Genomic DNA, 24,585 nt, shown 5'->3' with positions numbered 1-24,585 from the left:
CGAGGTGGCGTCATGAGCCACGACCAAGGCGTGGTGCCGTCTCAGGCGGACGTGGTCATCGTCGGGGCCGGCATCGCCGGTCTCGCGGCCGCGGCGTGGTGCGCCGAGAAGCAGGTACGTGCCGTCCTGCTGGAGAAACAGCCCGAGATCGGCGGCACGAGCGCGATGAGCGGCGGATGGTTCGCCTTCTCGGGCACCGACGAGCAGCAGCAGCGCGGCATCGTCGACCACGACTCCACCTTCGTGGCGGACATGCTCGCCGCCTCCGGAGGGGTCGCTGATCCAGCGCTGCTGGAGGCGTTCGCGCGCGAGCAGCACGACGCCTACGACTGGATGCGCGGTCTGGGGCTGGAGTTCGACGTGGTCAAGCTCAGTTCCGGACAGAGCGTCCCCCGCTCGCACCGCGCGCCGATCGAGACCGTGCTGGCTGCCCTGCTCGCTCGGGTCGAGGCCGCCTCCACCGTGGTCCTGCGCACCGGTGCGCGCGTGGTGGACCTCATCGACGACGGAGGGACCGTCGTGGGCGTCGAGGTCGAGCTGGACGGTGGCACGCGACAGCGTGTGCACGCCGGCGGCGTTCTGCTGGGGACGGGCGGTTTCACCCGCTCCCCGGAGATCATCGGCCGGTACGCTCCGCGTCAGGTCGACGCGATGCCGTACGGGGGCCTGGGCAACACCGGCGACGGCCTGCGCTTCGCCGCCGCGCGAGGCGCAGCCCTGCGCGACATGGAGTACGTCTCGGGCACCTTCGGCTCTCACCCCGAGACGACCATCAAGGAGCACGAACTGCTGACCGCGTTCTACATGGGTGCCATCATCGTGAACGTCGAGGGCCGGCGCTTCGTGGACGAGTCGGCCTCGTACAAGACGTTGGGCGCCGCGTGCCTGGAGCAGCCTCAGCAGATCGCGTTCCAGGTGTTCGACGCGGACGTACGTGCGCAGTCCCAGCCAGGGGTCCCTCTCTCGGACATCGATGCTCTCGAGGGCAAGGGGCATGTGCACCGGGCCGACTCGTTGCGGGAACTCGCCGAGGCGGCAGGCATCGACGCAGCGCAGTTGGAGCGCACGGTGCATGAGTACAACGCAGCGGTGGCCGATGAGCGCTCGGACGCCTTCGGCCGCACCGGACTGTGCAACGGGGTAGGGCGTCTCGTGCCCGTCACCAAGGCCCCCTTCTACGCCTACCCGGCGAAGACGTTGATGACGTCGACGTACTGTGGCGTGGCCGTCGACGCCGCCGGCCGGGTACTGACCGAGTCCGGGGCGGCCGTACCCGGGTTGTATGCCGCGGGCGAGGTCGTCGGCGGATTTCACGGCAAGGCGTACGTGACCGGCACGGCGCTGAGCAAGGGCCTGATCTTCGGCCGCGTCGCGGCCTCACACATAGTCTTGGAGGCTGCCGCGCGATGAAGCTTTTCGTGCTGCTCGGCGATCCGATCAAACAGGCCAAGCTGCCCGACCTGTTGAACGATCGGGCGCGCGAGGTCGGCCTGGACTGGTTGATGGTCATGGCACGTTGTCGTGCGGACAGCCTGTCCGACGTCATGGCCGGCCTGTCCGGGAACGGGCAGGTGGCCGGGATCGTCGTCACCGTGCCGCACAAGGTGAACGTCGCCAGGATGTGCGACAGTCTCGGCCAGGCGGCCGAGGCGTGCGGCAGCGTCAATGTCGTGCGCCGTGACGCGCGCGGCGGCTGGCACGGAGACAACGTCGACGGCCTGGGGTTCGTCGCGGGGCTGCGTGCTCAACACCGGCTGCCCGATCATCCGCGGGTCGACATCATCGGCGGCGGAGGTGCAGGCGTCGCCATCGCCTTCGCCCTGCACGCGCAGGGTGCCGAGGTGCGGATCGGGGAGATCGACGCGGGCCGCCGTGAGGCGGTGGCCTCGTTGCTGGGCGCTGCGGGCACCGAGGTCCAGGTCCTTGACCGTGTCGACGGCCACGCATGTGACCTGGTGGTCAACGCCACCCCCTTGGGACTGTCACCGAACGACCCGCTGCCGTTGGATCTGAGCCGTACCTCGCTCGCACCGGGCGCGGTGGTCGCGGACATCGTGATGGACCCGACGCGCACCGCGTGGTTGGAGCACGCGGACCGGTTGGGCCATGCGACGCACGAAGGCCGTCACATGCTCGCGGCCCAACTGGAGCCGATGCTCGACTTCTTCGGCGAGACTCAGCCCCGATTCACCGGTTGAGGGACGGCGGTGCCGTTGCCCAGCGTGTGACGACTGCACGCCGTCTTCCGCCGGTTCCTGTCGTGCCGGGCCGCACACTCCGCCGCTGCCCGGCACGTACGCGGTCCCGTACCCATCCGCGCAGGGGGTATGAGCCACCACCAGGTCCGCCCGAGAGGGTCCAAGCCCCCCGGACACGTGGAACGCCGAGCAGATCAGCGGCCCCCTACCCGCAGCCGGACCCATCCGCCGATCACCGGAAAGAACGACCTGTGAAACGAGCGGGTGGATCCGCTCTCAGGCACGGGTGACGGTCTGCAGGCGTCCTTCGGCGGCTTCCAAGATCTTCGTGACCTCGGCCGTGGTCTGGAGCAGGCGCGGCGCGAGCTGCGTCAGTCGCTCCTTGGTCAGCCGCGGGGTCGGACCGGTAATGCTGATCGCCCCGGCGACCTCACCGGCGACGAAGATGGGTGCGGCCACGGTTCCGACCCCCAAGGAGTAGGTGTCGATGGCGATGGCGAAGCCTTGATCGCGGGTCTTCGTGAGCTCGGCGCGGATCTCATCGATCGTCTGGGGTGCGCGGGGCCCGCTGTCCTCCCGGCTGGCGATGCCTTGACGCAGGATCTTCTGCAGCGCGATCTCCTCGGGGACGTGCGCCATCCAAGCGAAACCGGTGGCCGAGCAGCTGAGCGTGACGGTGCTGCCCGAGTCGGGGTCGTAGCGCAGCCCGGATCGTTTGCCTTGGTAGGCGGCGACCCAGACCATGTCGTCAAGGTCGATGACGGCCAGGCGGACGAGCTCGGCGGTGTCACTGGCAAGTTGTTCGAGCACGGGCCGGGACAGGCCGACCAGGTCGTTGACCGCGAGGTGTTTCAGGCCCAGGGAGACCAGTTTGAGGCTCAGCACGTAGTTGCCGAGCGCGCCGTCCTGGCGCACGTAGCCGGCGTCGCTGAGCTCGGCGAGCAGTCGGTGAGCCGCACTGCGAGGTATACCGAGTGAGTCGGCGATCTGGTGCAGCTGCAGGCCTTCCTCGACGCCGGCGAGGACTTCGAGGATGCCAAGGCCGCGCGCGAGCGCAGGAGCCATGAGTCGTTTCCCTTTCCAATGAGGGCCGTTGCCGGTGGTGCCGCCGACTTGTGACCCATCCTGTCACCAAAATCCGGATCGCCATATCGCTATGCGATGTCGTTCCAACTTTAGCTTGTATCGAACTGCTTTTCATGTTGGAATGCCGTTCCATAAGCGACGGGGCGGTAGGTACCCGTCACACTCCCCGCCCTGACACGAGCGCCTCGTGCATGACGCAAGGACGGCAAGAACCATGGAGCATGTCACGCAAAGACAGCAGACACCACGCAAGGCCGCGATGGCGTCACTGTTGGGCAGCACGCTCGAGTACTACGACTTCTTCATCTACGGCGCCGCGGCTGCGCTGGTGTTCAACCATCTGTTCTTCCCTGACGTGAGCCCGGCCGTCGGTCTGATCGCGTCGTTCGCGACGTTCGGCGTGGGATACATAGCGCGACCGCTCGGCGGCCTGGTGTTCGGTCACTTCGGCGACAGGATCGGCCGCAAGCGGGCGTTGCTCGGATGTCTGCTGATGATGGGCGTGAGCTCCTTCCTGATCGGCTGCCTGCCCACCTACGGGTCCATCGGGGTCCTGGCCCCGATCGGGCTGACGGTGTTGCGGCTGCTCCAGGGCTTCTCCGCCGGGGCGGAATCGGCTGGGGCGGCAACGCTGACCGTCGAGCACTCCTCTAACGAACGTCGCGGCTTCTTCAGCAGCTTCCTCTCGGTCGGCATCGCGGCGGGCAACGTGCTGGCGACCCTGGTGTTCATCCCGGTCGCGGCGTTGCCGGACGAGGCGCTGTACAGCTGGGGATGGCGTGTGCCCTTCTGGCTGTCGGCGGTCGTCGTCCTGATCGCCTACCTGGTGCGTACGCGCCTGGAGGAGACCCCGGTCTTCCAGGAGATAGCCGAAGAGGACGAGGTGCGCAGCCTGCCTGCGAAGGACGTGCTGCGCTATCAGTCCGGATCGGTCGTGCGCGTCGCGGGCGCGACGATGCTGGCCATGATGCAGTCACTGTCGACGGTGTTCGTCCTGGCCTATGCGACGCAGGAGGTCGGGGTGGAGCGGTCGACGATGCTGATCATCAGCGCGGTGGCGGTCGCCCTGATGATGTTCACGTCACCCGCCGCGGCTCATCTGTCCGACCGGTTCGGCCGGCGACCGGTGACTCTCACCGCCTCGATTGGCTGTGGGGTAACGATCGTCCCCTACCTGTGGATCGTCTCGACCGGCAACGTTCCGGGCATCGCCGTCATGACGATCGTGTTCATGGCGCTGCTCTATGCCTGCCGTGAGGGCGTGTGGCCGTCCTTCTACGCTGAGCAGTTCGCAGCCCCGGTCCGCTATTCCGGCATGGCGATGGGCAACCAGCTGGGCAACGTGATTGCCGGATTCGCACCGCTGATCGCCACCGCCCTGCTCTGGGACGGACCGCTGGGTTGGCTGCCCGTGGCAGTGTTCGGCGTCATCGTGTCGATCATCTCGGGTACCGCGGTCTACTTCATGCGCGAGACGGCCGGGCTCTCGCCCGAGGAGCTCGACGCGCCGTACGAGCAAGCGCGGGCCGCACGGCGTGAGCCGACGGCTGTCCCCGTCGCTTGACCACCGTCAGTGTGGTTACGGCATCGCCCCCGCCCGCGTCACCGTGGGCGGGGGCGATGCCGGATCGGCTGGAGGCTACGGCAGGGCGTGGACGTGGGGGCCCACCGCGTTGGACCAGGCGTTGCCGGCGGTGGCGTCCCAGTTGGTGGACCAGGTCATCGCGCCGCGCAGGCTCGGGTAGGTCCGGGACGGCTTGAAGGTGCCGCAGTTCGTGCCGCGCGTCAGGCAGTCCAGGGCGTCGTTCACCACGGACGGGGAGACGTGGCCGCTGCCCGCGCCGCGCGTGGAGGCCGGGAGGCCGAGGCCCACCTGGGACGGGTCGAGGCCGCCTTCCAGTTGGATGCAGGCCAGCGCGGTCAGGAAGTCCACCGAGCCCTGGCTGTACACCTTGCCGTCGCAGCCCAGCATCGAACCGCTGTTGTAGTACTGCATGTTGACGACCGTGAGGATGTCCTTCACGTTCAGCGCGGTCTGGAAGTAGGAGTGGGACGTGGACTGCATGTCGATGGTCTGCGGGGCCATGGTCAGGATCATGTCCGGGCCCGCCTTCGCGGACAGCGACCGCAGCGCCTGCGTCATGTAGGTCGTGTGGAGGCCGTTCTCCAGGTCGATGTCGACGCCGTCGAAGCCGTACTCCTGCATCACGGCGTACACGGAGTTCGCGAAGTTCGTCGCGGAGGTGGGGTTGTTCACCGACACGGTGCCCAGTTCGCCGCCCACCGAGATGACGACCTTCTTCCCGGCCGCCTGCTTGGCCCGCACGTCCGCCTTGAACTGGTCGACGGTGTAGCCGTTCAGGCCCGCCGAGTCCAGGTGGAAGGTGACCGCCCCCGGTGTGCCCGTCGCGTCCGCGAAGGCGACCGCGATGATGTCGTACTGGGCCGGGACGTCCGAGACGCGTTGCACCGCCGCGCCGTTGTTGAAGTTCTGCCAGTAGCCGGTCACCGCGTGCTTGGGCAGATCACCGCCCCCACCGCCACCGTTCTCCTTCGTCCGGGCCGTCACCGCCGTCGACTTCGTCGACTCGCCCGCCCCGTTGGTGGCGGTCACCTGGAAGGAGTACGACGTCGAGGCGGCGAGGCCGGTCACCGTCGCCGACGTGCCCGACACCGCCGTCACCTTCGTACCGTCGCGGTAGATGGTGTAACCGGTCGCGCCCGACACCGCGTTCCACGCCAGCGACACCGACGACGACGTCGTACCGGAGATGCTGAGGCCGCCCGGCGTGCCCGGGATCGTGGGCTCCGGGTCACCGCCGTCGCCCCCGCCCCCGTCGGGGCCGAAGACCGACAGGTCGTCCGCGTAGTAGGCCTGCTGCCCGTACCAGCCGTGCGTGTAGACGGTCACCGAGGTGGTCGCGGAGCCGGTCCGGAAGCTCGTCGTCAGCTGCTTCCAGCTGCTGGAGTCCGGGGTCCAGGTCGAGACGTCCGTCGTGCCGGTGCCGGTCACGCCCAGGTAGGCGTAGCCGCCCCGCACCCAGGTGCTCAGGGAATACGTGGAGTCGGGCCGCACGGCGACGGTCTGCGCGCAGCGGGCGTTGTCCTGTCCGGACGGCGTGGCCTTGAGCGCGGCCGTGCCGCCGTGCACGGGGGACGAGACGGTCGTCCCGCTGTTCGCCGAGCAGGTCCAGTTGTTCAGGCCCGCCTCGAAGCCGGCGTTCTTGACGTTGTTGACGTCCGCCGCGGCCGCCTGGCCCGCGCCCACGAGGGGGAGGGTGAGAACGAGGGCGGAGACGAGGGCGCCCGCCCACAAACGTCTGCGCCTGGGTCCTGGCGTGCCTGGTGCGCGATCCACTGGGGCCTCCGGTGGGGGAGAAGGGGAGGAGGGAACGGCGGTGGCCACCGCTGGAGATGCAAAATGGCCCAGACCAACAGGCTTGTCAATAGGTCCGGACCATTCGTCGGCCCCTCAGGCCGGCCCCATGCCGTGCTTCCCCGCTGCCCTGTGTCCCTTGCGCGTTACTCCCGTGCCTTCCACAAGCGGTCCAGCAGCACCCCCAGCACACAGCCCGCCAGCAGCACGCCCGTCGACAACCAGAACGCGAGCGTCCCCGCCCCCGCCCGGTCCCAGTGCAGTGACAGGGTGAGCACCTGGGCCGCGACCGGCACCGCGCAGGCCGCCGCCGCGTGCCACAGCGGCACCTCCCGCCACGGCTCCGGATGCACCGACGCCGCAGCCCATGTCGCCAGCACCACGCACACCAGGTTCGGCAGATGCACCAGCCCCAGCGCCGCCCCGAACGACCCGACGCCCTCCGGGCCCACCAGGTGGTCGTACACCAGCTTCCCCTGCACCGCCGCCGTGGCGACCAGGACGATCACGCCCACCGCCCACGACCGTACGAGCGCGAGGGCGGGCGAACCGGCCCGCGTCGGGGTGTCGTAGCGGGTCATCAGAAACCTCCCCGTATCTCGAAGTACAGGACCACCGCGAAACCCACGGCCGCCGTACCGCACCCCGCGACGACGGCGAGCGATCCCAGCACCGGCGACCACATGCCCCGGTCCGCCACCGTCGCGGATCCCTCCGGATCCCGCGGGTCGTACGTCACGGTCACCGGCGTGCCCTCCTGCGTCGACCAGCCGGCCAGGTCCTCGAACTCGACCCGGGTGCCGTCGGCCGTGTAGAAGGCGAAGAAGTGGCGCCGGGCGTCCGAGCGTTGGTACGGCTCGCTCTCCACCCGCACGCACTCACCGCCGGTGCGCACCCCGCGCCGCAGTACCCGCGCCACCGTCACCAGCCGCCGCGCATACGTCAACGCCAGCCAGCCGAACAACGCCACGAGCAGAGCGGGTACGACGTACCCGGCGCCCGGCACCTCCACGGCTAGTGCACCTCCATGGCTAGTGGACCTCCACCGACTCGACGATCCGCCGTACATCGGCGTCGGAGAGCTTCCCCGCTGGGCGTCGATCCGGACCTGGAAGGTCTGCTCGGCGGAGTCCAGGCCGGTCAGGATCACACCGTTCACAGGTGTGCCCTTGGGCGGTCCGCCGTCCTCGCCGGTGGCCCTGAAGGTGAAGTCGATCCGGCGGGCCTCGTCCGTGCCGGCCAGCTCGACCTCCTTCTGGCCCTTGACGTCCGCGCCCATCTGGATGCCGGCCTCGGCGGCGATGGCCGCCCGTTCGGCGGAGTCCGCCTGTGTGAAGCCGAGCTGCACGGTGATCAGCGAGACCGTCCTGCCGCTCTCCGTGCGCTCGGCCGCGGCCGCGTTGAACCTGCTGCGCTCTCCCGCGCTCTGCTCCTCGTATTCCTCCGGATACGACACGGAGACCCCCTTGGTCTTCAGCGTCCCCCAGCCGTCCGGCACCGAGGCGGAGCCGGAGGCGGAGTCGTCCGTGCCGCAGCCGGCGAGGGAGAGGGTGAGGGCCAGCAGGCCGGTGGTCAGGTACGTGCTGCGGGGCTTCGGATGAGTCATCGGTGCGGGCTCCTTGTCCGGTCAGTTGGCACAGTAGCTGTAGGGGACGTAGGAGCGGTTGTTCCCCTCGGGGGCGCCGAGGAACTGCGCGTCGGTCAGAGTCTCCGCCTTCTGCTCGGTACTGATGGACAGGCCGAGGCTGAGCCCGACGTTCAGCTCGAAGCCGTACTCGGCGGCGTTCACCTCGCCCGTGTAGTTCATCCGGCTCGACTTGCCCTTGTCGAACATCAGCTGCCCGAACGGGTCGTCGGCACCGGGGCGGTCGGTGGGCGCGTTGTCGTCGAACATGTACTGGAACGGTGTCCCGAACTGCTCGTTGTTGCCGTCGAGCCATTGCTCGGCGATCGCCCGGTCCTGATCGCCGGCCGGTCCCGGGTCGAAGGCCAGGGTGTTGGTGACGATCTCGACCTCGTTGGGGCTGTCCGTGCCCTTCACGTTCGCGCTCCCGCCCCGCTTGTCCTTCCCGCTCTGGCCGTTGTCGCCGCCCAGCTTGGCGCCGTCCTTCTGGCTGCCCTCCTCGACAGTGCGGGTGGTGTCGATACGGACCAGCTTGCCGGTGGTCTTGTCGTAGGTGACGGTGATGGTGCCGGTCTGCGTGGTGTTCGCCGAGGCGTCGCCGCTGAGCGCGCCCGCCTCGTAGCTCGCCTTGGCGCCGTACTCGATGGACGAGGAGTACGTGTACGACCTGGTGTTCTTGTACGCGTTGTCGGTCCAGGTGACCTCGGGGGCGTACTTGAAGTTGCCGCCGAGCGTGGCGCTCAGTTTCTTCTCGTCGGCCACCGAGAACTTCAGGCCGGCCGCTGCCGAGGCCTCCAGGTTCACCTTGCCGTAAGTGATCTTCCGGTTGTCGCCGAGATCGTTCTCGATCCGCTCCCGCGTCTCCTCCTCGTCCTTCAGCGGGCCGGTCCCGAAGAGGTAGAGGATGCTGTCGCCCATGCTCGCCTCGGCGCCGCCCGGCGCGGTGCGCCGCATCTCGTACATCTGCAGCTTCTCGACGTCGTCCCGGAACCGCTGGGCCTCCTCGGGGCTCTCGAAGACCCAGGTGTCACCGTTGGTGACCTTGATGCCGAGGCCGAGCTCCACCTTGTCGGTGCCGAACTTGCCGACCTTCATGCCGGGCTTGAAGTCCTTCTTCGCCGCCACGGACGCCGCGTCGGTGAAGGTCAGATACACCATCTCGTCGTTGTCGTCGACCTTGCCGTCGCCGTTGACGTCCGTCTTCGCCTTGATCCGCTGCTCCCGGAAGCCGTACTCGTTGCCGATCTCCCAGAAGGCGATCTTCACCTTCGAGCCCGCCTTGTTGGTGACCGAGGAGACCTGGCACAGCGCCGGCTCGAAGTCGGCGTCGGTGAGCGGCTTGCCCTGCTCGTTCCCGCCGTTCCCGCCGGTGCCGCAGTTCCCGCCGCCGGTGACCCGGCAGACCTGGGCCGCGATCTCGTCGTAGACCGACTGTCCGATGCCCGTGGCGGAGACCGCCAGGACGATGGCGGCGCTGACCACGACCATTCCGAGATACTCCGGGGCGGTCGCCCCCCGGTCGTCCCGGACGCGTCTCTGTCGCCCGCCCGTCCGTATGCCCCCGCGAGCCATACGGCACCCCTCCTCGCCCAGCAGCCTCGGTGTGGACCGCGAGCGTAGGTACGGTCGTGGTCGGAAAGCGTGGGCCCGTGGGCCCAAACCGGGGCCCAGTGTCAAGGCGGCGCGCAGGGCCCAGACACCACGTACCAAATTGGGCCCGTCAAGATGCTCTACCTGCCCCGTTTTAGGGCAGCTTGCGCAACGTCTGTTGCCGTTCGGCTACCCAATCGCTGTTCTCCAGCCACGAAGCCGTGGATACAGTGCGAACGTAGTGACGCTGTGAAGTAATCACGGCTCACCTGGTGAAACAGCCGGTGGGCCGACAGGCAGGAGGGGAACGGGGGAGCCGCGCGTGCCAACCGCCATCGCTGTGACCGGCGCCGACCTGGCGCTGCCGCCACAGGACGAACGAACCCTGCCGGCCGTCGTGCTGCAGGACATCGACACCCGCCCGTTCGAACAGGCGCTGACCGAACTGCAGACGCTCATCGAGCGGCACGGGCACGTCATCGTGGTCTGTTCCCCGGCCGCGCCCACCGCCGTCCAGCGGCGGCTGCAAAGCCTCCGCTCCCTGCTGGAGACCGACCGGATCGCGTTCTTCCAGCCCGATCTTCCGCCGCTCGGGCTGGCCGTCCTGGCCCGCCAGTTGCGGCAGCTGGCCTCGTGCGATCTCAGCCCCGGCGTGCTGGCCTCGGCCAGGCCTGCTGGTCCACTACATCCACGCCGGTGCCCTGCTGGGCTCTGTCGCCCGGCTCGACCGCGTCCCCGTGAATCTCAAGCAGCACGCCAAGTCCTGGCTCCCCGGCAGCCAGTTCGCCGTACTCGCCCACCCCCAGCCGCAGCTCGTGCGCCTCGGCCCGGAAGCCGCGCTGGACGGACCGGAGTTCGGCACGTGGATGCTCACCGCCAAGGGACAGCTCCAGTCCGACTGGGTCACCGGCACCCTGGCTCCGGCCTGGAACGTGCAGGGATTGCAAGAGACTTCACTGCCGGCCGCGTCCCCGGGGTGGTGGGGAACCGGCAAGCTGATCGAGTTCTGCACCTACCTGCCCGAGCTGTCCGTTCTGTACCAGCTGGTCACGTCCGTGCGGCGCGGCGTCTGTCACTGGTGCGGCCTCGACGTCCTCGGCGACCGGTGCGTGTTCTGTTCGGCCACCCCGCCCGGCCACGACGCCCCGCCGCAATCCCGCCCCGGGAACCGGACGGCCGTCGGGTGAGTCCTGGACACACGCGGCGCGCCGCGGTACTCGTGGCCCGGGGATCCTGCCCACGCCCGCCCGGGCGCCTGCTCACCACACCCGACTCCGCTCGACCGATATCCCCAATGAGGTTGTACGGTTCATGAACTCCCGTCAGCGCCGCGGCGTGATACTCCTGCTCCTGTCGGTCCTGTGCGCCCTCGGCGCGTTCGCCGGCGTGCTGTCCGTCATCAGTGACGTGAACTCCAAAGTCGGCCCCGAGGCCGCCGCGTACCGGCTGAAGGCCAACGTGGCGCCCTATACCGAGCTCAGCAGCGGCCAGTTCGAAAAGGTCCGGATGCCCGAGCGGTGGCTGTCCCAGAACGCCGTCACCGACCTGGACGAGATCCAGGGCAAGATCGCCGTCACCACGCTGCGGAAGGGCTCACTTCTGCAGAACGACATGATCGTGAACCAGCCCGCTCTGAAGCCGGGTCAGCAGGAGGTCGCCATCATGATCGATGCCGCGACCGGTGTCGCCGGCAAGATCACACCGGGATCGACGGTCAACGTCTACGCCACCTTCGCCGGAGCACAGCAGGGTGATCCCGCCCAATCCAAGATCATCGTGACGAACGCCAAGGTCCTCGACGTCGGCCGGATCACCGCCCTCGAGCCCGACGAGGACGAGCGAGGCCGACAGCCCACCGACGGCGTCCCGATCACCTTCGCGCTGTCCACCATCGACGCCCAGCGCATCACCTACGCCGAGTCATTCGCCCAGCGTGTCCGGCTCGCGCTGGTCGCCCCCGGCAGCGACACCACCGTCCCGGACTCCCAGCGGACGTACGAACTCGCGAAGGACAAGTGAGAGCCGCATGCCCACGAGGATCCTCCCGGCGGTCGGCGACGCGGACGCGGTGCGGTCCATCACCACACTGCTCAGTCAGCTGCCGGACGCCGAGCCGGTGGCTCCGGTGGCCGACTCCACCCAGCTCATCGACACCCTCGCGCGCCTGGCCGCCGAGTCGGTCGACGAGCTGCCCGAGGTCGTGGTCGTCCACGAGCGGATCGGTCCCGTCCCGGCACTGGAGCTGATCCGCGAAGTCGCCCTGCGCTTCCCCGCCGTCGGCGTCATCCTCGTCACCTCGGACGCGAGCCCCGGCCTGTTCCAGGCCGCGATGGACTACGGCGCCCGCGGCCTGGTCGCCCTCCCGCTCAGCTACGAGGAACTCGGCAGCCGCGTCCAGGCGGTGGCCCAGTGGTCGGTCGGCGTACGCCGTCACCTGGGTGCGAGCGGCGACGTCTTCACCGGCGTCGGCGGCACCGTCGTCACGGTCAGCGGGGCGAAGGGCGGCGTGGGGACGACCCTGACGGCGATCCAGCTGACCCTCGCCGCACAGGCGTCCGGCCGAGCCGCCGCCCTGGTCGACATGGACCTCCAGACCGGCGACGTCGCCTCCTACCTGGACGTCCAGTTCCGCCGCTCGGTCGTCGACCTCGCGGCGGTCACCGACATCTCCCCGCGCGTCCTCGCCGACGCCGTCTTCCGGCACGACACCGGTGTCGCGCTGCTGCTCGCCCCCGCCGAGGGCGAACGCGGCGAGGACGTCACCGACCGCGCCACCCGGCAGATCGTCAGTGCCCTGCGCTCCCGCTACGAGGTCGTCGTCATCGACTGCGGAGCCCAGCTCGGCGGGGCGGGCGCGGCGGCGGTCGAGATGGCCGACACCGCGCTCCTGGTCACCACGCCGGACGTGGTGGCGGTCCGGGGAGCCAAACGGACGGTGCGGATGTGGGAACGGCTGCAGATCCGCAAGGCGGAGGAGACCACGGTGGTCGTCAACCGCCACACCCGGGCCACGGAGATCCAACCGCCGCTGATCCAGAAGATCACCGGCACCACGGTCGCGGCGACCGCGGTCCCCGCCAACTTCAAGGAGCTGCAGAGCGTCGTGGACGCGGGCCGTGTCCACGAACTGGAGAGCAAGAGCGCGGTGAAACAGGCCCTGTGGGGCCTCGCAGGCGAACTCGGCCTGGTCAAGGCCACCGAGGGTGCCCACAAGACCGGTCGGCTGCGCGGCGACCGGGGATCGGCCAACTTCCGGCGGCGCAAGGACCAGAGGGAATGAGGATGCGGGCGATACGACGGGCGCGTGACCGAGTCCGGAACCGAGTCCGGGACCGGGGCCAGGTCACCATCGAATTCCTCGGTATGACACCGGCGATTCTCGTGACGTTGGTGGTGCTGTGGCAGCTCGTGCTGGTGGGATACACGTTCACCCTCGCGGGGAATGCCGCGGACGAGGCGGTACGGGCGGGGACGGCGTCGGAGCGGGCCTGGCGCCAGAGTGCCTGCCGCGAGGCCGGGCTGGACAAGCTGCCCGACGCGTGGAAGGGCGCCGCGACGGTGAACTGCACGACGGCGGGCGGCTTTGTCACGGCCGAAGTGAAGCTGAACGTCCCCGTGCTGTTCCCTGGCACAGCCGACTTCCCCTTCGACGTGACGGGCAGCGCGGGCGCGGTGGAGGAGGTGGACTGACATGCCGTACCACCACAGGCGCCGTGACGGGGGCCAGGCGGCGATCGAGTTCCTGGGCTTCATCCCGGTCCTGATCATCGTCGCCATGGCCGCCGTACAACTCGGCCTGATCGCGTACACCGCCCAGCAGGCCGGCACCGCGGCCCGAGCCGCGGCGCGCAGCGCCTCGCTCGACCGGGGCACCGGGCAGGCCTGCACCGCCGCCGTCAGCGACTGGCTCGCCGACGGCACCGACTGCCGGGCCGCGTACGGCGGCGACGAGGTCACCGTCACCGCCACGATCGACATCCCCTCGATCGTCCCCGGCTGGGACTTCGACCCGGCACGGAAGTCCGCCACGATGCCGATCGACCGCTGACGCCGCCGCCCGACCGCCGGTCACCACCACCGCCGCCGACTGACCGTCGGCCACCGACCAGGACGAAGAACGAGGAGAGGAGCACCGGACTCATGAGTCTGCGGGCACGTATCAACTCCCCCGAGGAGAAGGGAAGCCGGGGCGAGGACGGCCACCGGGTCGCCGCCTACCGCGCCAAACTCCTCGAGGAGATCGACCTCGCGGAGATGAGTTCGATGGCCGCCGCCGAGCGCCGGGTGCGCCTGGAGCGAGTGCTCGGGCACATCATCAGCCGCGAGGGCCCGGTCCTGTCCACGCTCGAACGCTCCCAGCTGATCCGCAGGGTCGTCGACGAGGCCCTGGGCCTCGGCATCCTGGAACCGCTCCTGGAGGACGCCTCCATCACGGAGATCATGGTCAACGGCCCCGACACGATCTTCGTCGAGCGGGGCGGCAGGGTGGAACAACTGCCCCTGCGCTTCGCCTCCAACGACCAGCTCATGCAGACGATCGAGCGCATCGTCTCGACCGTCAACCGCCGCGTGGACGAGTCCAATCCGATGGTCGACGCCCGCCTCCCCTCCGGCGAACGCGTCAACGTCATCATCCCGCCGCTGTCCCTGACCGGTGCCATCCTCACCATCCGCCGCTTCCCGCGCTCCTTCACCCTCCAGGAGCTGATCGGCCTGGGGTCGCTCGACGAGCCCATGCTGTACCTGCTCGCCGGCCTGGTGCAGGCACGGTTCAACATCATCGTCTCGGGCGCGACGGGCACCGGCAAGACGACCCTCCTCAACGCCCTGTCCGGGCTGATCCCCGAGGGCGAACGCATCATCACCATCGAGGACTCGGCCGAACTCCAGCTCCAGCAGCCGCACGTCATCCGCCTGGAGTCCCGCCCGCCGAACGTCGAGGGCAAGGGCAAGGTCACCATCCGCGACCTGGTACGCAACTCGCTGCGCATGCGCCCCGACCGCATCGTCGTCGGCGAGGTCCGCGGCGGTGAGTCCCTGGACATGCTCCAGGCCATGTCCACCGGCCACGACGGCTCCCTCGCCACCGTCCACGCCAACAGCGCGGAGGACGCCCTGATGCGACTCCAGACGCTCGCCTCCATGTCGGAGGTGGAGGTCCCCTTCGTGGCCCTCCACGACCAGATCAACAGCGCCGTCGACGTCATCGTCCAGCTCACCCGCTTCGCTGACGGCGCCCGCCGCATCACCGAGGTCGCCCTGCTGGAGAGCCACGGGGGCGAACCGTACCGGCTGGCCACGGCCGCCCGCTTCCACGCGCAGCCGATGGCCGCCGACGGCCGGATCCACGGCGCGTTCGAGTACCACCCGCTGCCGCGTCGCACCGCCGACCGCCTCTACATGGCGAGTCAGGCCATTCCCCAGGCTTTCGGCATCGCCCAGTCCACCGACCAGCTCGCCGCCCGAGAAGCCAGGTAGGAACCGTCCCCATGGATCTGCAGAACCTGATCACGCTGACCACGGGCATCGCCCTGCTGACCTGCGTCCTCGCCGTCGTGGGCGTGCACTCCTACGCCATGGGCAAGGCACAGCGGCAGGTGCTGGTGGACCGGCTCTCGGCCACCGGCCAGATCCCCGTCGTCGGCCGCCGTCGCCACTTCCACGGCCTGGACCGCCGCCTGCGCCGCACCAGGACCGGCAAGAAACTGGAACTGCGCCTGGCGGCCACCGGCCTGGACATCACCCCGGGCGAGTTCTTCGTCTCCATGCTCGTCACGGTCGCCGGCCTCTGGCTCACCGGCCAGGCCACGCTGGCCCCCTTCTTCGGCCCGCTCACCGGACTCCTGGGCGTCTGGATGGCCTTCCAGTTCCTCAACTGGCAACGCCAGAAACGCATCGAGAAGTTCATCAACCAGCTTCCGGAGCTGGCCCGGATCCTCGCCAACGCCACCCAGGCCGGCCTGGCTCTCCGTACCGCGATCGGCATGGCGGCGGAGGAACTGGAGGCCCCGGCCGGTGAGGAACTGGCGAAAGTCGCCGATCAGTTGGCGGTGGGCGCCTCGATGGACAACGCACTGGGCGAACTCACCGACCGCCTTCCCTCCCGCGAGCTGGTCGTCCTGGTCACCACCCTGGTGCTGTCCAACCGGGCCGGCGGCCAGGTGGTGAGCGCGCTGCGCAACCTGACGGAGACGCTGGAGGAACGCAAGGAGACCCGGCGCGAGGTCCGCACCCAGCTCTCCCAGGTCAGCATGACGTCGTACGCCGTTCCCGTCCTGGGCGTCGGCTCCCTGTTCCTGATGAACGGGGTGAAGGACGGCGCGCTGGAACGCATGACCGACTCCCCGGCCGGCCAGGCCGCGGTCATCATCGCCTTCGGACTCTACGCCGTCGGCTTCGTCCTCATCCGCCGCCTGTCCCGCATCGACGTCTGAGCGGCGAGGAGCAACTGACATGGCACTTCTGCTCGCACTGACCATGGCCATCGGCGTCTGGGGCGTCTTCGCCGGCATCCGCATGTACCGGGCCGAGGCGAAACTCCCCAGCGACCTGGCCATCGCCCTGGAGGTCGGCTCCACCCGCACCGGCGCGGTCGACTCCCTGGTCGACCGCCTCGGCATGCGCTACGCCCCCGCCGTCCTGCGCCTCATGGGCCCCAAGCAGGTCGCCAAGTACCGCCGCAAGATCAACCTGGCGGGCAACCCCGGCGGCCTCACCATCGACCGCTACGCCGCCCGCCGCGCGGTCTACGGCTTCCTCGGCGGCGTCGGCTTTCTGGTCTTCCTCATGCGCGGCCAGCTCTTCGTGGCCCTGCTGCTGCTCGCCTTCGGCGTGTTCTGGACGGAGGTCGGCATCTGGTCGGCGATCCGCATCCGCAAGGACGTGATCGAGCGCACGCTGCCCGACTTCCTGGACGTCCTCGCGGTCGTGGTGAGCGCGGGCCTCGGCTTCCGTCAGGCACTGGACCGTGTGGCCAGGAGGTACGAGGGTCCCTGGGCGGACGAACTGCGCATCACCCTGCGTCAGATGGACCTCGGCATGAGCCGCCGCCAGGCCTTCGCGGAACTCCGGCGGCGGAACGACTCCGAACAGGTCGCCATGTTCGTCACGGCGCTGCAGCAGGGCGAGGAGCTGGGCGCCCCGATCGTCGACACGCTGGTGGCGCTGGCGAAGGACATGCGCCGCACGGACGCGCAGAACGCCCGCCGCAAGGCCGCCCGCGCGGTCCCCAAGGCCACCATGATGATCACCACGTTCATGGTTCCGGCCACGATGATCCTCCTCGGTGCCGGCCTGATCCTCGGCTCCGGCACCGACTTCGGCTCGCTCACGGGCGAGTAGGACGGGGGCCAGGTGCCATGACGATCGAGAGGGAACGCACGGTGCGGATCCGCCGCCGCCCCAGGGCCGCGGAGATCACCACCCCACCGGCGGGCACGGTCCTCCCGGAGCACGTCCGCACGGGAGCGTCGGACATCCCGGTGACGTCGGTGACGCCGGCACTGCCATCGGGCTGGGAGCCGACGGCAGCGGGCCAGGTGAACGCTCTGGCCGCCGACGCCCGACCCTCCCAGGGGCCCCCCGCAGCCGACGGCGAAAGCCGCACAGGTGGTGCGGGTGGGAACGAGATCCCGGCCGAAGGCGGGGGCACCCTCCACGCACCCGCACCGGACGTCGACATCCAGATCAACGCCCTCCAGGCCCTGTGCCGACAGGCGTTCGGTTTCCGGCTGGCGATGATCGCGCTGGCCGCCCCCGCCGCCCTGCTCAACGCGAGCCCCGGCTGGGGCACCCGCCTCGTCGGCATCGCGGTGGTGGTCACCTTCATGGCCTCCTACGTCTTCTTCCGGGACTGGGAACGCTTCGGCCCCCTCCTGCTGCGCCACCCCACGCTCCTCGCGGTGGACACCGCCTTCGGTGCCCTGCTCCTCATCTCGGCGGGTCCGGACACCACCCTCGCCTACGTCAGCGTCTGCACGCCGCTGCTGGCCGGCCTGGTCTACGGCTGGCGGGGCGCGGCCGTCTTCGCGTCCCTCCAGGGGCTGATCCTGCTGATGGTCTACGCGACCGTGGAGAACCCGCACGGGAGCCTGGCGGAGACCTCGTTCCTGCCCGGCCTCTGCGTGGTCGCGGGGGCGGTCGGCTCCACCCTGCGCGGCCTGATGCTCCGCTTCGGCGCGGCGACCCAGGCCCTCACCACGATCCAGGCCCGCCTGGCCGTCACCGAGGCGGTCGGCGCGGAACGAGCCCGCCTGGCCCGGGAGATGCACGACTCGGTGGCCAAGACGCTGCACGGGGTCGCCCTGGCAGCGGACGGACTGGCCGGTTCGGCGGGAGCGCGGCACATGGACCCGGAGCTGGTGAAGCAGCAGGCAGAACTCGTCGCACGCTCAGCCCGCCGAGCGGCGGCGGAATCCCGCGAACTGCTGGCCGACCTGCGCCGCGAGTCCGACCCGGAGCAGGGCACGGACGTCCTGGAGGAACTGGCGGCCCGCACCCATGACTTCAGCACGCGCACCGGCCTGCCGGCGAACTGTCGCCCGACCGGCGACCACACGGTCCCACCCGTGCCCCCGGCGGTGGCCCGCCAGATCCTCACCATCGCCTCGGAGGCCATGGAGAACGCCCACCGTCACGCGGAACCGACCCGGGTCGACGTCCACGCGGGCATCCACGGCGGCCTGCTCCGCATCAGCGTCCACGACGACGGCCGCGGGCTTCCCCCGGCACCAGCCTCGAACAGCTCCGCCGGGCAGGCCACTTCGGCCTGGTCGGCATGGTCGAGCGGGCCGCCTCCGTCGGGGCGCGCATCCGCATAGGCCGGGGCACACAGGCCCACGGCACGGAGGTCCGCCTGGAACTCCCGCTGGCGGCCGTGACGACGCCGGGCCCGAATCCGGCGGAGGAGGCCGCATGATGGAGCAGACGCCGTACCCGTCCCCCCACTCGCGGAGAGGAGGCAGCCTCGTGCAGCCGCCGCCGAACCCCTTCGAGAACGTCCCACCACCCGCCGTGCTCCGGGTGGTCGTGGCCGACGACAACCCGGTGGTCCGCGCCGGCCTGACCGCCCTGCTCTCCGGCCGCGAGGACATCTCGGTCGTGGCGGAAGCGGCGGACGGCAGGCAGGCGTACGAGGCAGCCCACGAACACCGCCCCGACGTCGTCCTCCTGGACGTCCGCATGCCGGGTGTGGACGGCATCTCCGCCCTCCCGTACCTGGTGCGGATCGCCCCGGTCGTGATGCTGACGTACAGCAGGGAGTCGGAGATCGTCCACGAGGCCCTGCGCAGGGGAGCGGGCGGCTACCTGGTCCACGGCGAGTTCACGGCGGACCAGCTGGTGTCGGCGGTACGGGACATCAAGCACGGCAAGCCGCACTTCACACCGACGGCGGCTGGAGCGTTGCTGGCGCAACTGCGCCAGGGGGCGGGTGCGGGGCAGGTACTACCGGAGGGATTGGGGAGTGCGGAGGCCAGTCCATCGAATATGCGGGCGAGTTCGGGTGAATTCGGACTACCTCGTATCCCGGCTCCGCCTACCTCTTCGGAAAACCTTTCACGACTGCAACCGGATGTGGCACAGTCGACGTCTGGGTGGACAGGCGGCCGCCCGGCCGCTCCCGACAGGTCGAGATTCCAACTGAGCACCAGGGAGGCGGAGATCATGGACCTCATCGCGTCCGGCATGAGCAACCAGCAGATCGCCGCCACGTGCTTCATCAGTCAGAAGACGGTCAAGAACCACATCAACCGCATCTTCGCGAAACTCCACAGCACGAGCCGTTCCGAGGCCGCGGCGAAGTGGCTCGGCACGACACCGGGTTCGGACCGAGGGACGGGTGACCTGCGGTGACGGTACGGGGGACGAGAAGCCGGGCCGGTGATTGGGCCCGGAATTGGGCCCTGGGGCCCTCTGGTGGGCGGGTGCGGCAACCGTACGTTGTGCGTGTCGAAAGCAGCCGCACGGAGAAGGCGGCCGCAACAGCGTCAGCCGGAGGGGAACACCATGAGCAACTGGATCAACACGACGGTCACGTACCTCCAGTCCCGCGCAGCCCGCAACGACAAGGGCCAGACCGCGGTGGAGTACCTGGGCATCATCGCGGTGGTCGTGGCGATCGTATTGGCGATCACGGGGACGAGCCTCGGTCAGTCGATCTTCGACGCGATCACGGCCAAGATCGGCGAGGTCACCGGCGGCTGATGCGGTCCCGCAAGTTCGGCGACGCAGGGCAGGCTTTCCCCATCTACATCACCGTGGTGGGGGGCCTGCTCTTCCTCGCGTTCGCGTACTTTGCGGTCGGCCAGGCCGCGGCGAATCGGAACGGCGCCCAGACGGCCGCTGACGCCGCCGCCCTCGCGGCGGCGCAGGACAGGCGGGACAAGCTCGCCGGTGCCTGGGGAAGAACCTTCTGGACCCGACCAAGTGGCAGGACATCTTCAACGGCAAGGGCCTGGGGCCCGCCACTTCGTGTGGGAGGGCGGATCAACTCGCGGCGCGGAACGATGCCGTCGTGCTGAGCTGTGCTCCAGACGGCCTACTGGGTTACTCGGTTGAAGTCGAGACGAACGACACGGTGGGAGACTCCATCGTGCCCGGCACGGAGGACAAGCGGTCGAAAGAGACCGCCACTGCTGTGATCGAGCCGCGTTGCGCATTCGAACTTCCCATGGGGGACGAGGATGCGGGGGACGACACGTTGCCTCTACTCACCTGCAAGGACAGGGACTGGGACCTGGACCCCAAGGCGCCCGAGGACCTCCTCCCCGAGCCCGAGGACCTCTTCGATGTCCACCTGGCCGACTGACAAGCGAACGACGAGTGACTAAGGAAGCAGAGTCATGAGCATTCGGTGCACAACGAAGGCACGCAGGGGGATGGTCGCACTGGCGTTTGTCGCCGGACTGGCCCTCGGGGTGGCCGGCTGCGGTGGGGGTGGAGACGCCGCCCCGAAGCCGGGAACCACGTCTTCCGCTTCCAAGGGCAACGGATCTAACCCCAGTGCGCAGGAGGGACAGGGGGATGAGCCCCTTGCCGAGCTGAGGGGCTCGGACGGGCTTCTGCTGCAGATCACTTCTGCGCAGCGCGATGCCGGTGGCTTTGTCACCGTGAACGGCACTCTGAAAAATGAAGGAGCCAAGAGCGTTGTCGTGCCAGCCGCTCTGAGCGGCAATGAGACCGAAATCGTGCGGAACGGTCGGTCGCTTGGTGGGGCCACGCTGGTCGACTCGAAGGGTAAGAAACGGTACTACGTATTGCGTGATACGGACGGTCGTCCGCTGACCACCACAGAGTTCTCGACGGTCAAGTCCGGCGAGAACCTTTCTGTCTTCATGCAGTTCCCCGCACCGCCTGCTGACGTGTCCGAAGTGACCTTCCAGCTACCGACGTTCGCCAGCGGCACCATTCAGATTTCTGGGTGAGGCCGACCATGACACATAGCCACACGCGCCCGTTGCCGCCTCGGTACGCCGTGACTCTTGCCGCCGTCGGTGTCTTGGTCGCCACGAACCTCTATGGCGCCACGGCGGCCTCCGCCGCCGACGGCCCGAGCGTCCCCCCAGGCACCGAAGCCACCGCTTCCGCCCCCGTGGAACTCGACGCGAACGACCCCGACCTCAAGCTCCCGGACGGCGCCACCCTCGCGGAGCCCAAGGTCCTGGACATCAAGCAGGTCGTCGAAGACCAAAGCGGCGACGAACGTCGCGAGGACACCAACTCGGACGTGAAGTTCGCGCTCCAGGCCGAAGTCCTGTTCGGCAAGGACAGCGCCAAGCTGAGCGCGCAGGCGAAGTCCCGCATCTCCACGATCGCCGAGGAGATCAAGGCGCAGAACCCGACGAAGATCCGCGTCTTCGGCTTCACGGACAACCTCGGCTCCTCCGCGCACGGCGACGTCCTGTCCCGCCAGCGCGCGAACGCCGTACACGGCGTCCTCGAGCAGGAGCTGAACGACTCCGACCTCACGTACGAGGTGCGCGGCTACGGTGAGCAGTACCCGATCGCCGACAACTCGACGGAGTCCGGCCGCAAGAAGAACCGCAGGGTGGAGATCTCCTTCCCCGCGCAGAGAGCTGACTACAGCAGGTGATCGGCCTTGCCTGCCTTGATCTCCAGGATCAGGGCGCGCAGGGCCTCTCTGCTGTCGGTCAACGGGTGCTCCTCCTGCCCGGCGACGGCGATGTAGGCGTTGCCTTCGGCGTCGGTCCCTATGCGGAAGCAGTTGTTGCCTTCGGCGCAGAACGGCTCTTCCCAGCGGATCTCGGCCATGAAGGCTCCTCAGAGTTTGCGTGTGAGTGAGCGAATGAAGTCGTGGGAGGCGTGAGGATCAAGTGATCTCTCGTGCCACCAGTCCATGTGCGAACGGTACTTCGTGAGCTGTGCGTCAGCGTGAGTGAACTCTCCGCCATGTGCGGAGTCCAGCTGCACGGTGTCGAGTTGGGGAACCACTCCGTGTGCGTAGAGAACCGCGTGTCCGGCTCCAGGGAATGCGCCGGCCTCGACGGGGAGAACACGTAGGTCGACGTTGTCGCGCTCGGACATCTCGCACAGGTGCTCCAACTGCTCCCGAGTGTTGCGGAGTCCCCCGAACTGCATACGCAAGGCGCACTCGTGCACATAGGCCACGTACTCAACCGCAGGCTCACGCTCCAGGACCTTCTGTCGCTGCATGCGCAGAGCCACCCGCAGCTCGACTTCCGACCTGGGAAGAGGTGGTAGCGCCGAGTCGAAAACGGCGCGTGCGTACCCGCTCAGCTGCAGGAGTCCGGGGATATGCACGGTCTGCAGACTACGCAATCGCGTGGCGTGCCACTCCAACTCTGCTACATCCAAGAGGCCTTGAGGAAGCTGGCCCTTGTAGTGCTCCCACCAGCCGCGTCGGCGTGACGCCACCATGGCGATCAGCGCGTCGATGTAAGCCTGATCCGTGCACTCGTAGCTGCCGGCGAGTATCTGGATGCGCTCAGGTGAGATCGTGCGAACTCCCGCCTCCATGTTGGAGACCTTGGTCCTGTCCAGTCCGAGCAGCCCGGCAGCGTACTCCGTGGTCCGCCCTGCCGCGATGCGCAGCCTCCGCAGCTCAGCGCCAACTCGTCGCTGTCGCACGGTGGGTGTGGCACGTGTGGGCATCGACACCTTCCTCCCCACGGTCGGAGACCCAGTCTGCCCTCAATTATGCGTTCGACCCAAACTCAATGGAGGCATTTCCCTTTAGGGAGTGGCACGTGTGCCACAACTGTCCGTACATTCGGTCATGGGTCGACTACGGCCCGCACCGACCCGGAAGGGCATCGCGCGAGCCTGCCCGCACTCTCCTGCCCTGGGAGGGGCGCGTTCGCGTCAGGGAGACGAGCCACTGGGCGGAGCCGCGAACCACCTGTTGCCCGAAGGAGTCGCCATGCCCGAATCGACCGCCCTCTGCCCGATCGTCGCCCCCCTCGACAAGCCGCCCACTCCGCAGAACCCCGCCACTCTCAACTACAGCCTCACCCTCCCCCCGGCCCTGCGGAGCCCCGCCATCGCCCGCACCGCCACCCGGTCGATCCTGCGGGCCCACGGCCTGGACGACATGACCGACGCGGCGGTACAGGTCGTGGGCGAACTGGCCGCCTGCGCATGCCGCCTGGCCCCCACAGCCCAGGTGTACGTATCCCTTCGCTACCGGGACGACACCCTGCGCGTGGTCCTCTACGACGCACACCCCCGCCACACTCACCTCCGTCTGGCGACCGCGTGTGACGCCCGCCGCCGGGCCGTACTCAGGGTGCTCGCATGCGTCGTCAGGGCATGCGCCGGCGACTGGGGCTTCGGCGACGCGCGGGAGCCGGGCGGAGGCACCCGCATGTGGGCCGTCTTGCCCAGGGAAGGCGCGTCCGCGTACGTGGACGGAAAGCCGTAGCGGCCCCGTCACTCCCCCTCCCGCACCACCTCTACCCGCGTCCCTGCCCGCAGGCTCCACCCCGCCATCGTCCCGGCCTCCGCCTCGATCACATGCCGTGACCGGACCCTTGGTAGCCCGAGGCGTCCCGGCGGCATGGTGCGTACGGCGATGACGCGGAGGCGCCGGTCGAGGTAGGCGACGTCGATGGGCATGCGCATACGGAAGGTGTGGATGCTGTTGGCGGGTGAGAGGAGCAGCGCGCCGTCGAGGGCGTCCCGCCCCAACAGCCCTTTGGTGCGCGCCCGATAGGAGCCGGCGATCTCCAGCGGCACGCGCACAGCAGGCCGGTCGTCGTCGCCGGGGATGACCAACTCTCCACGCCCGTCATGCCAACGCGCCATCAGCGACCCACCCCACCCCTTCACTCCACCACCGAACGATCAACCGTCCACACCGAACCTATCCCCGCCAGGCCCCGGAAGTCAGCTCCTGTGCGGTTGCGGGACGGGGGACGGCCGGGGCCACCCTGGCGGTCACGATGGCCGATAACCTTCCCCAACTCCCGCTCGACATCTTCCGGCTGTCGCCTCACGTCGGGCGCTTCACCCAGTCGAGGAGCCGGGCCCACCGGTCGCCCCGCCGGCTCGGCGCCGGTCCCGGTCGAGACATCGCCTCGGCCGTGCGCGTACCCGTGCGCCCCGCGGACTCACACGCGCACCGCTGAGTCGTGGGCACACCCGCGAGTACTTGCTCCACATGCCTCCCGCACCCCTCGCAGGTCACCTTCCGGCACGACCGACAGACAGTACGTGGGCACATGATTCCCCTC

At 69.1% G+C, this 24,585-nt stretch carries 23 protein-coding genes and 3 pseudogenes; 18 read left to right on the top strand and 8 right to left on the bottom strand.

From position 1 onward, the window contains the following. Positions 1-12: 12 nt before the first annotated feature. Positions 13-1,410, top strand: coding sequence for an FAD-dependent oxidoreductase (locus WJ438_RS15440; RefSeq protein ID WP_406725771.1), 1,398 nt, complete (start codon positions 13-15; stop codon positions 1,408-1,410). A gap of 8 nt (positions 1,411-1,418) precedes the next feature. Beyond that, positions 1,419-2,198, top strand: a complete 780-nt coding sequence (locus WJ438_RS15435) for a shikimate dehydrogenase family protein (RefSeq protein WP_406725770.1) — start codon at positions 1,419-1,421, stop codon at positions 2,196-2,198. A 276-nt stretch (positions 2,199-2,474) separates the two neighbouring features. Here the strand turns inward: WJ438_RS15435 and WJ438_RS15430 are convergent, their stop codons facing one another. Then, positions 2,475-3,263 carry an IclR family transcriptional regulator gene (locus tag WJ438_RS15430; RefSeq protein WP_406725769.1) on the bottom strand — a complete coding sequence of 263 codons (789 nt, stop codon included), beginning with the start codon at positions 3,261-3,263 and terminating at the stop codon, positions 2,475-2,477. Between the two features lie 235 nt (positions 3,264-3,498). Here WJ438_RS15430 and WJ438_RS15425 point away from each other — a divergent pair, with 235 nt between their 5' ends. Further along, complete coding sequence (locus WJ438_RS15425) at positions 3,499-4,848, top strand: MFS transporter (RefSeq protein WP_406725768.1); 1,350 nt, start codon at positions 3,499-3,501, stop codon at positions 4,846-4,848. Positions 4,849-4,923: 75 nt separating this feature from the next. Here the strand turns inward: WJ438_RS15425 and WJ438_RS15420 are convergent, their stop codons facing one another. From WJ438_RS15420 to WJ438_RS15405, 4 genes are all read right to left on the bottom strand, one after another. Continuing rightward, the gene (locus WJ438_RS15420; protein ID WP_406725767.1) at positions 4,924-6,642 is read right to left on the bottom strand and encodes a chitinase; all 1,719 of its coding nucleotides are present in this window, start codon (positions 6,640-6,642) and stop codon (positions 4,924-4,926) included. 164 nt (positions 6,643-6,806) lie between these two features. After that, complete coding sequence (locus WJ438_RS15415) at positions 6,807-7,241, bottom strand: hypothetical protein (protein WP_406725766.1); 435 nt, start codon at positions 7,239-7,241, stop codon at positions 6,807-6,809. Beyond that, positions 7,241-8,266 (bottom strand): DUF3592 domain-containing protein, encoded by a 1,026-nt coding sequence (locus WJ438_RS15410; protein ID WP_406725765.1) that lies wholly within the window; start codon positions 8,264-8,266, stop codon positions 7,241-7,243. The genes WJ438_RS15415 and WJ438_RS15410 overlap by 1 nt, the downstream gene beginning before the upstream one ends. A gap of 21 nt (positions 8,267-8,287) precedes the next feature. Further along, positions 8,288-9,772, bottom strand: a complete 1,485-nt coding sequence (locus WJ438_RS15405) for a hypothetical protein (RefSeq protein WP_406725764.1) — start codon at positions 9,770-9,772, stop codon at positions 8,288-8,290. A 442-nt stretch (positions 9,773-10,214) separates the two neighbouring features. Between WJ438_RS15405 and WJ438_RS15400 the strand changes: the two are divergent. From WJ438_RS15400 to WJ438_RS15335, 14 genes and pseudogenes are all read left to right on the top strand, one after another. Further along, a pseudogene (locus WJ438_RS15400) lies at positions 10,215-11,061 on the top strand (hypothetical protein). Positions 11,062-11,185: 124 nt separating this feature from the next. Then, positions 11,186-11,893, top strand: coding sequence for a Flp pilus assembly protein CpaB (gene cpaB, locus WJ438_RS15395; protein WP_406725763.1), 708 nt, complete (start codon positions 11,186-11,188; stop codon positions 11,891-11,893). A gap of 7 nt (positions 11,894-11,900) precedes the next feature. After that, a complete protein-coding gene (locus WJ438_RS15390; protein WP_406725762.1) occupies positions 11,901-13,154 on the top strand; it encodes a CpaE family protein in 1,254 nt (417 codons plus the stop codon). Then, positions 13,151-13,564 (top strand): pilus assembly protein, encoded by a 414-nt coding sequence (locus WJ438_RS15385; protein WP_406725761.1) that lies wholly within the window; start codon positions 13,151-13,153, stop codon positions 13,562-13,564. The genes WJ438_RS15390 and WJ438_RS15385 overlap by 4 nt, the downstream gene beginning before the upstream one ends. 1 nt (position 13,565) lies before the next feature. Further along, positions 13,566-13,922, top strand: coding sequence for a TadE/TadG family type IV pilus assembly protein (locus WJ438_RS15380; RefSeq protein ID WP_406725760.1), 357 nt, complete (start codon positions 13,566-13,568; stop codon positions 13,920-13,922). Between the two features lie 92 nt (positions 13,923-14,014). After that, positions 14,015-15,352 (top strand): CpaF family protein, encoded by a 1,338-nt coding sequence (locus WJ438_RS15375; protein WP_406725759.1) that lies wholly within the window; start codon positions 14,015-14,017, stop codon positions 15,350-15,352. An 11-nt stretch (positions 15,353-15,363) separates the two neighbouring features. Beyond that, on the top strand, positions 15,364-16,308 hold the full coding sequence (locus tag WJ438_RS15370; protein ID WP_406725758.1) for a type II secretion system F family protein: 945 nt from the start codon (positions 15,364-15,366) through the stop codon (positions 16,306-16,308). A 19-nt stretch (positions 16,309-16,327) separates the two neighbouring features. Then, positions 16,328-17,215 (top strand): DUF5936 domain-containing protein, encoded by an 888-nt coding sequence (locus WJ438_RS15365; protein ID WP_406725757.1) that lies wholly within the window; start codon positions 16,328-16,330, stop codon positions 17,213-17,215. Positions 17,216-17,232: 17 nt separating this feature from the next. Beyond that, positions 17,233-18,791 (top strand): annotated as a pseudogene (locus WJ438_RS15360) (sensor histidine kinase). Then, positions 18,788-19,726 (top strand): response regulator, encoded by a 939-nt coding sequence (locus tag WJ438_RS15355; RefSeq protein WP_406725756.1) that lies wholly within the window; start codon positions 18,788-18,790, stop codon positions 19,724-19,726. The pseudogene WJ438_RS15360 and the gene WJ438_RS15355 overlap by 4 nt, the downstream one beginning before the upstream one ends. Before the next feature lie 153 nt (positions 19,727-19,879). Then, entirely contained in the window at positions 19,880-20,077 is a 198-nt protein-coding gene (locus WJ438_RS15350) for a Flp family type IVb pilin (RefSeq protein ID WP_406725755.1), read from the top strand. After that, a pseudogene (locus tag WJ438_RS15345) lies at positions 20,077-20,681 on the top strand (pilus assembly protein TadG-related protein). Before WJ438_RS15350 ends, WJ438_RS15345 begins: the two are co-directional and overlap by 1 nt. Before the next feature lie 34 nt (positions 20,682-20,715). Continuing rightward, the gene (locus tag WJ438_RS15340) at positions 20,716-21,297 is read left to right on the top strand and encodes a hypothetical protein (RefSeq protein ID WP_406725754.1); all 582 of its coding nucleotides are present in this window, start codon (positions 20,716-20,718) and stop codon (positions 21,295-21,297) included. A gap of 8 nt (positions 21,298-21,305) precedes the next feature. After that, positions 21,306-21,965, top strand: coding sequence for an OmpA family protein (locus WJ438_RS15335; RefSeq protein ID WP_406725753.1), 660 nt, complete (start codon positions 21,306-21,308; stop codon positions 21,963-21,965). Here the strand turns inward: WJ438_RS15335 and WJ438_RS15330 are convergent. Together WJ438_RS15330 and WJ438_RS15325 are read right to left on the bottom strand one after the other, a co-directional pair. Beyond that, a complete protein-coding gene (locus WJ438_RS15330) occupies positions 21,953-22,144 on the bottom strand; it encodes a hypothetical protein (RefSeq protein ID WP_406725752.1) in 192 nt (63 codons plus the stop codon). The genes WJ438_RS15335 and WJ438_RS15330 overlap by 13 nt on opposite strands. A 9-nt stretch (positions 22,145-22,153) precedes the next feature. Beyond that, on the bottom strand, positions 22,154-23,005 hold the full coding sequence (locus tag WJ438_RS15325) for a helix-turn-helix domain-containing protein (protein WP_406725751.1): 852 nt from the start codon (positions 23,003-23,005) through the stop codon (positions 22,154-22,156). Positions 23,006-23,273: 268 nt separating this feature from the next. Between WJ438_RS15325 and WJ438_RS15320 the strand changes: the two genes are divergently transcribed. Continuing rightward, positions 23,274-23,774: an ATP-binding protein gene (locus WJ438_RS15320; protein ID WP_406725750.1), complete on the top strand. Its 501-nt coding sequence runs from the start codon at positions 23,274-23,276 to the stop codon at positions 23,772-23,774. A gap of 8 nt (positions 23,775-23,782) precedes the next feature. On the opposite strand, the gene WJ438_RS15315 is transcribed toward WJ438_RS15320, so the two are convergent. Then, positions 23,783-24,157 carry a DUF192 domain-containing protein gene (locus WJ438_RS15315; protein WP_406725749.1) on the bottom strand — a complete coding sequence of 125 codons (375 nt, stop codon included), beginning with the start codon at positions 24,155-24,157 and terminating at the stop codon, positions 23,783-23,785. Positions 24,158-24,585: the final 428 nt, after the last annotated feature.

This window comes from Streptomyces sp. GD-15H, assembly GCF_045291515.1.
In the GTDB taxonomy this organism is placed as follows: Bacteria; Actinomycetota; Actinomycetes; order Streptomycetales; family Streptomycetaceae; genus Streptomyces.
The sequence above is the reverse complement of the archived record's forward strand: the minus strand, read 5'-3'. Positions and strand labels throughout refer to the sequence as shown.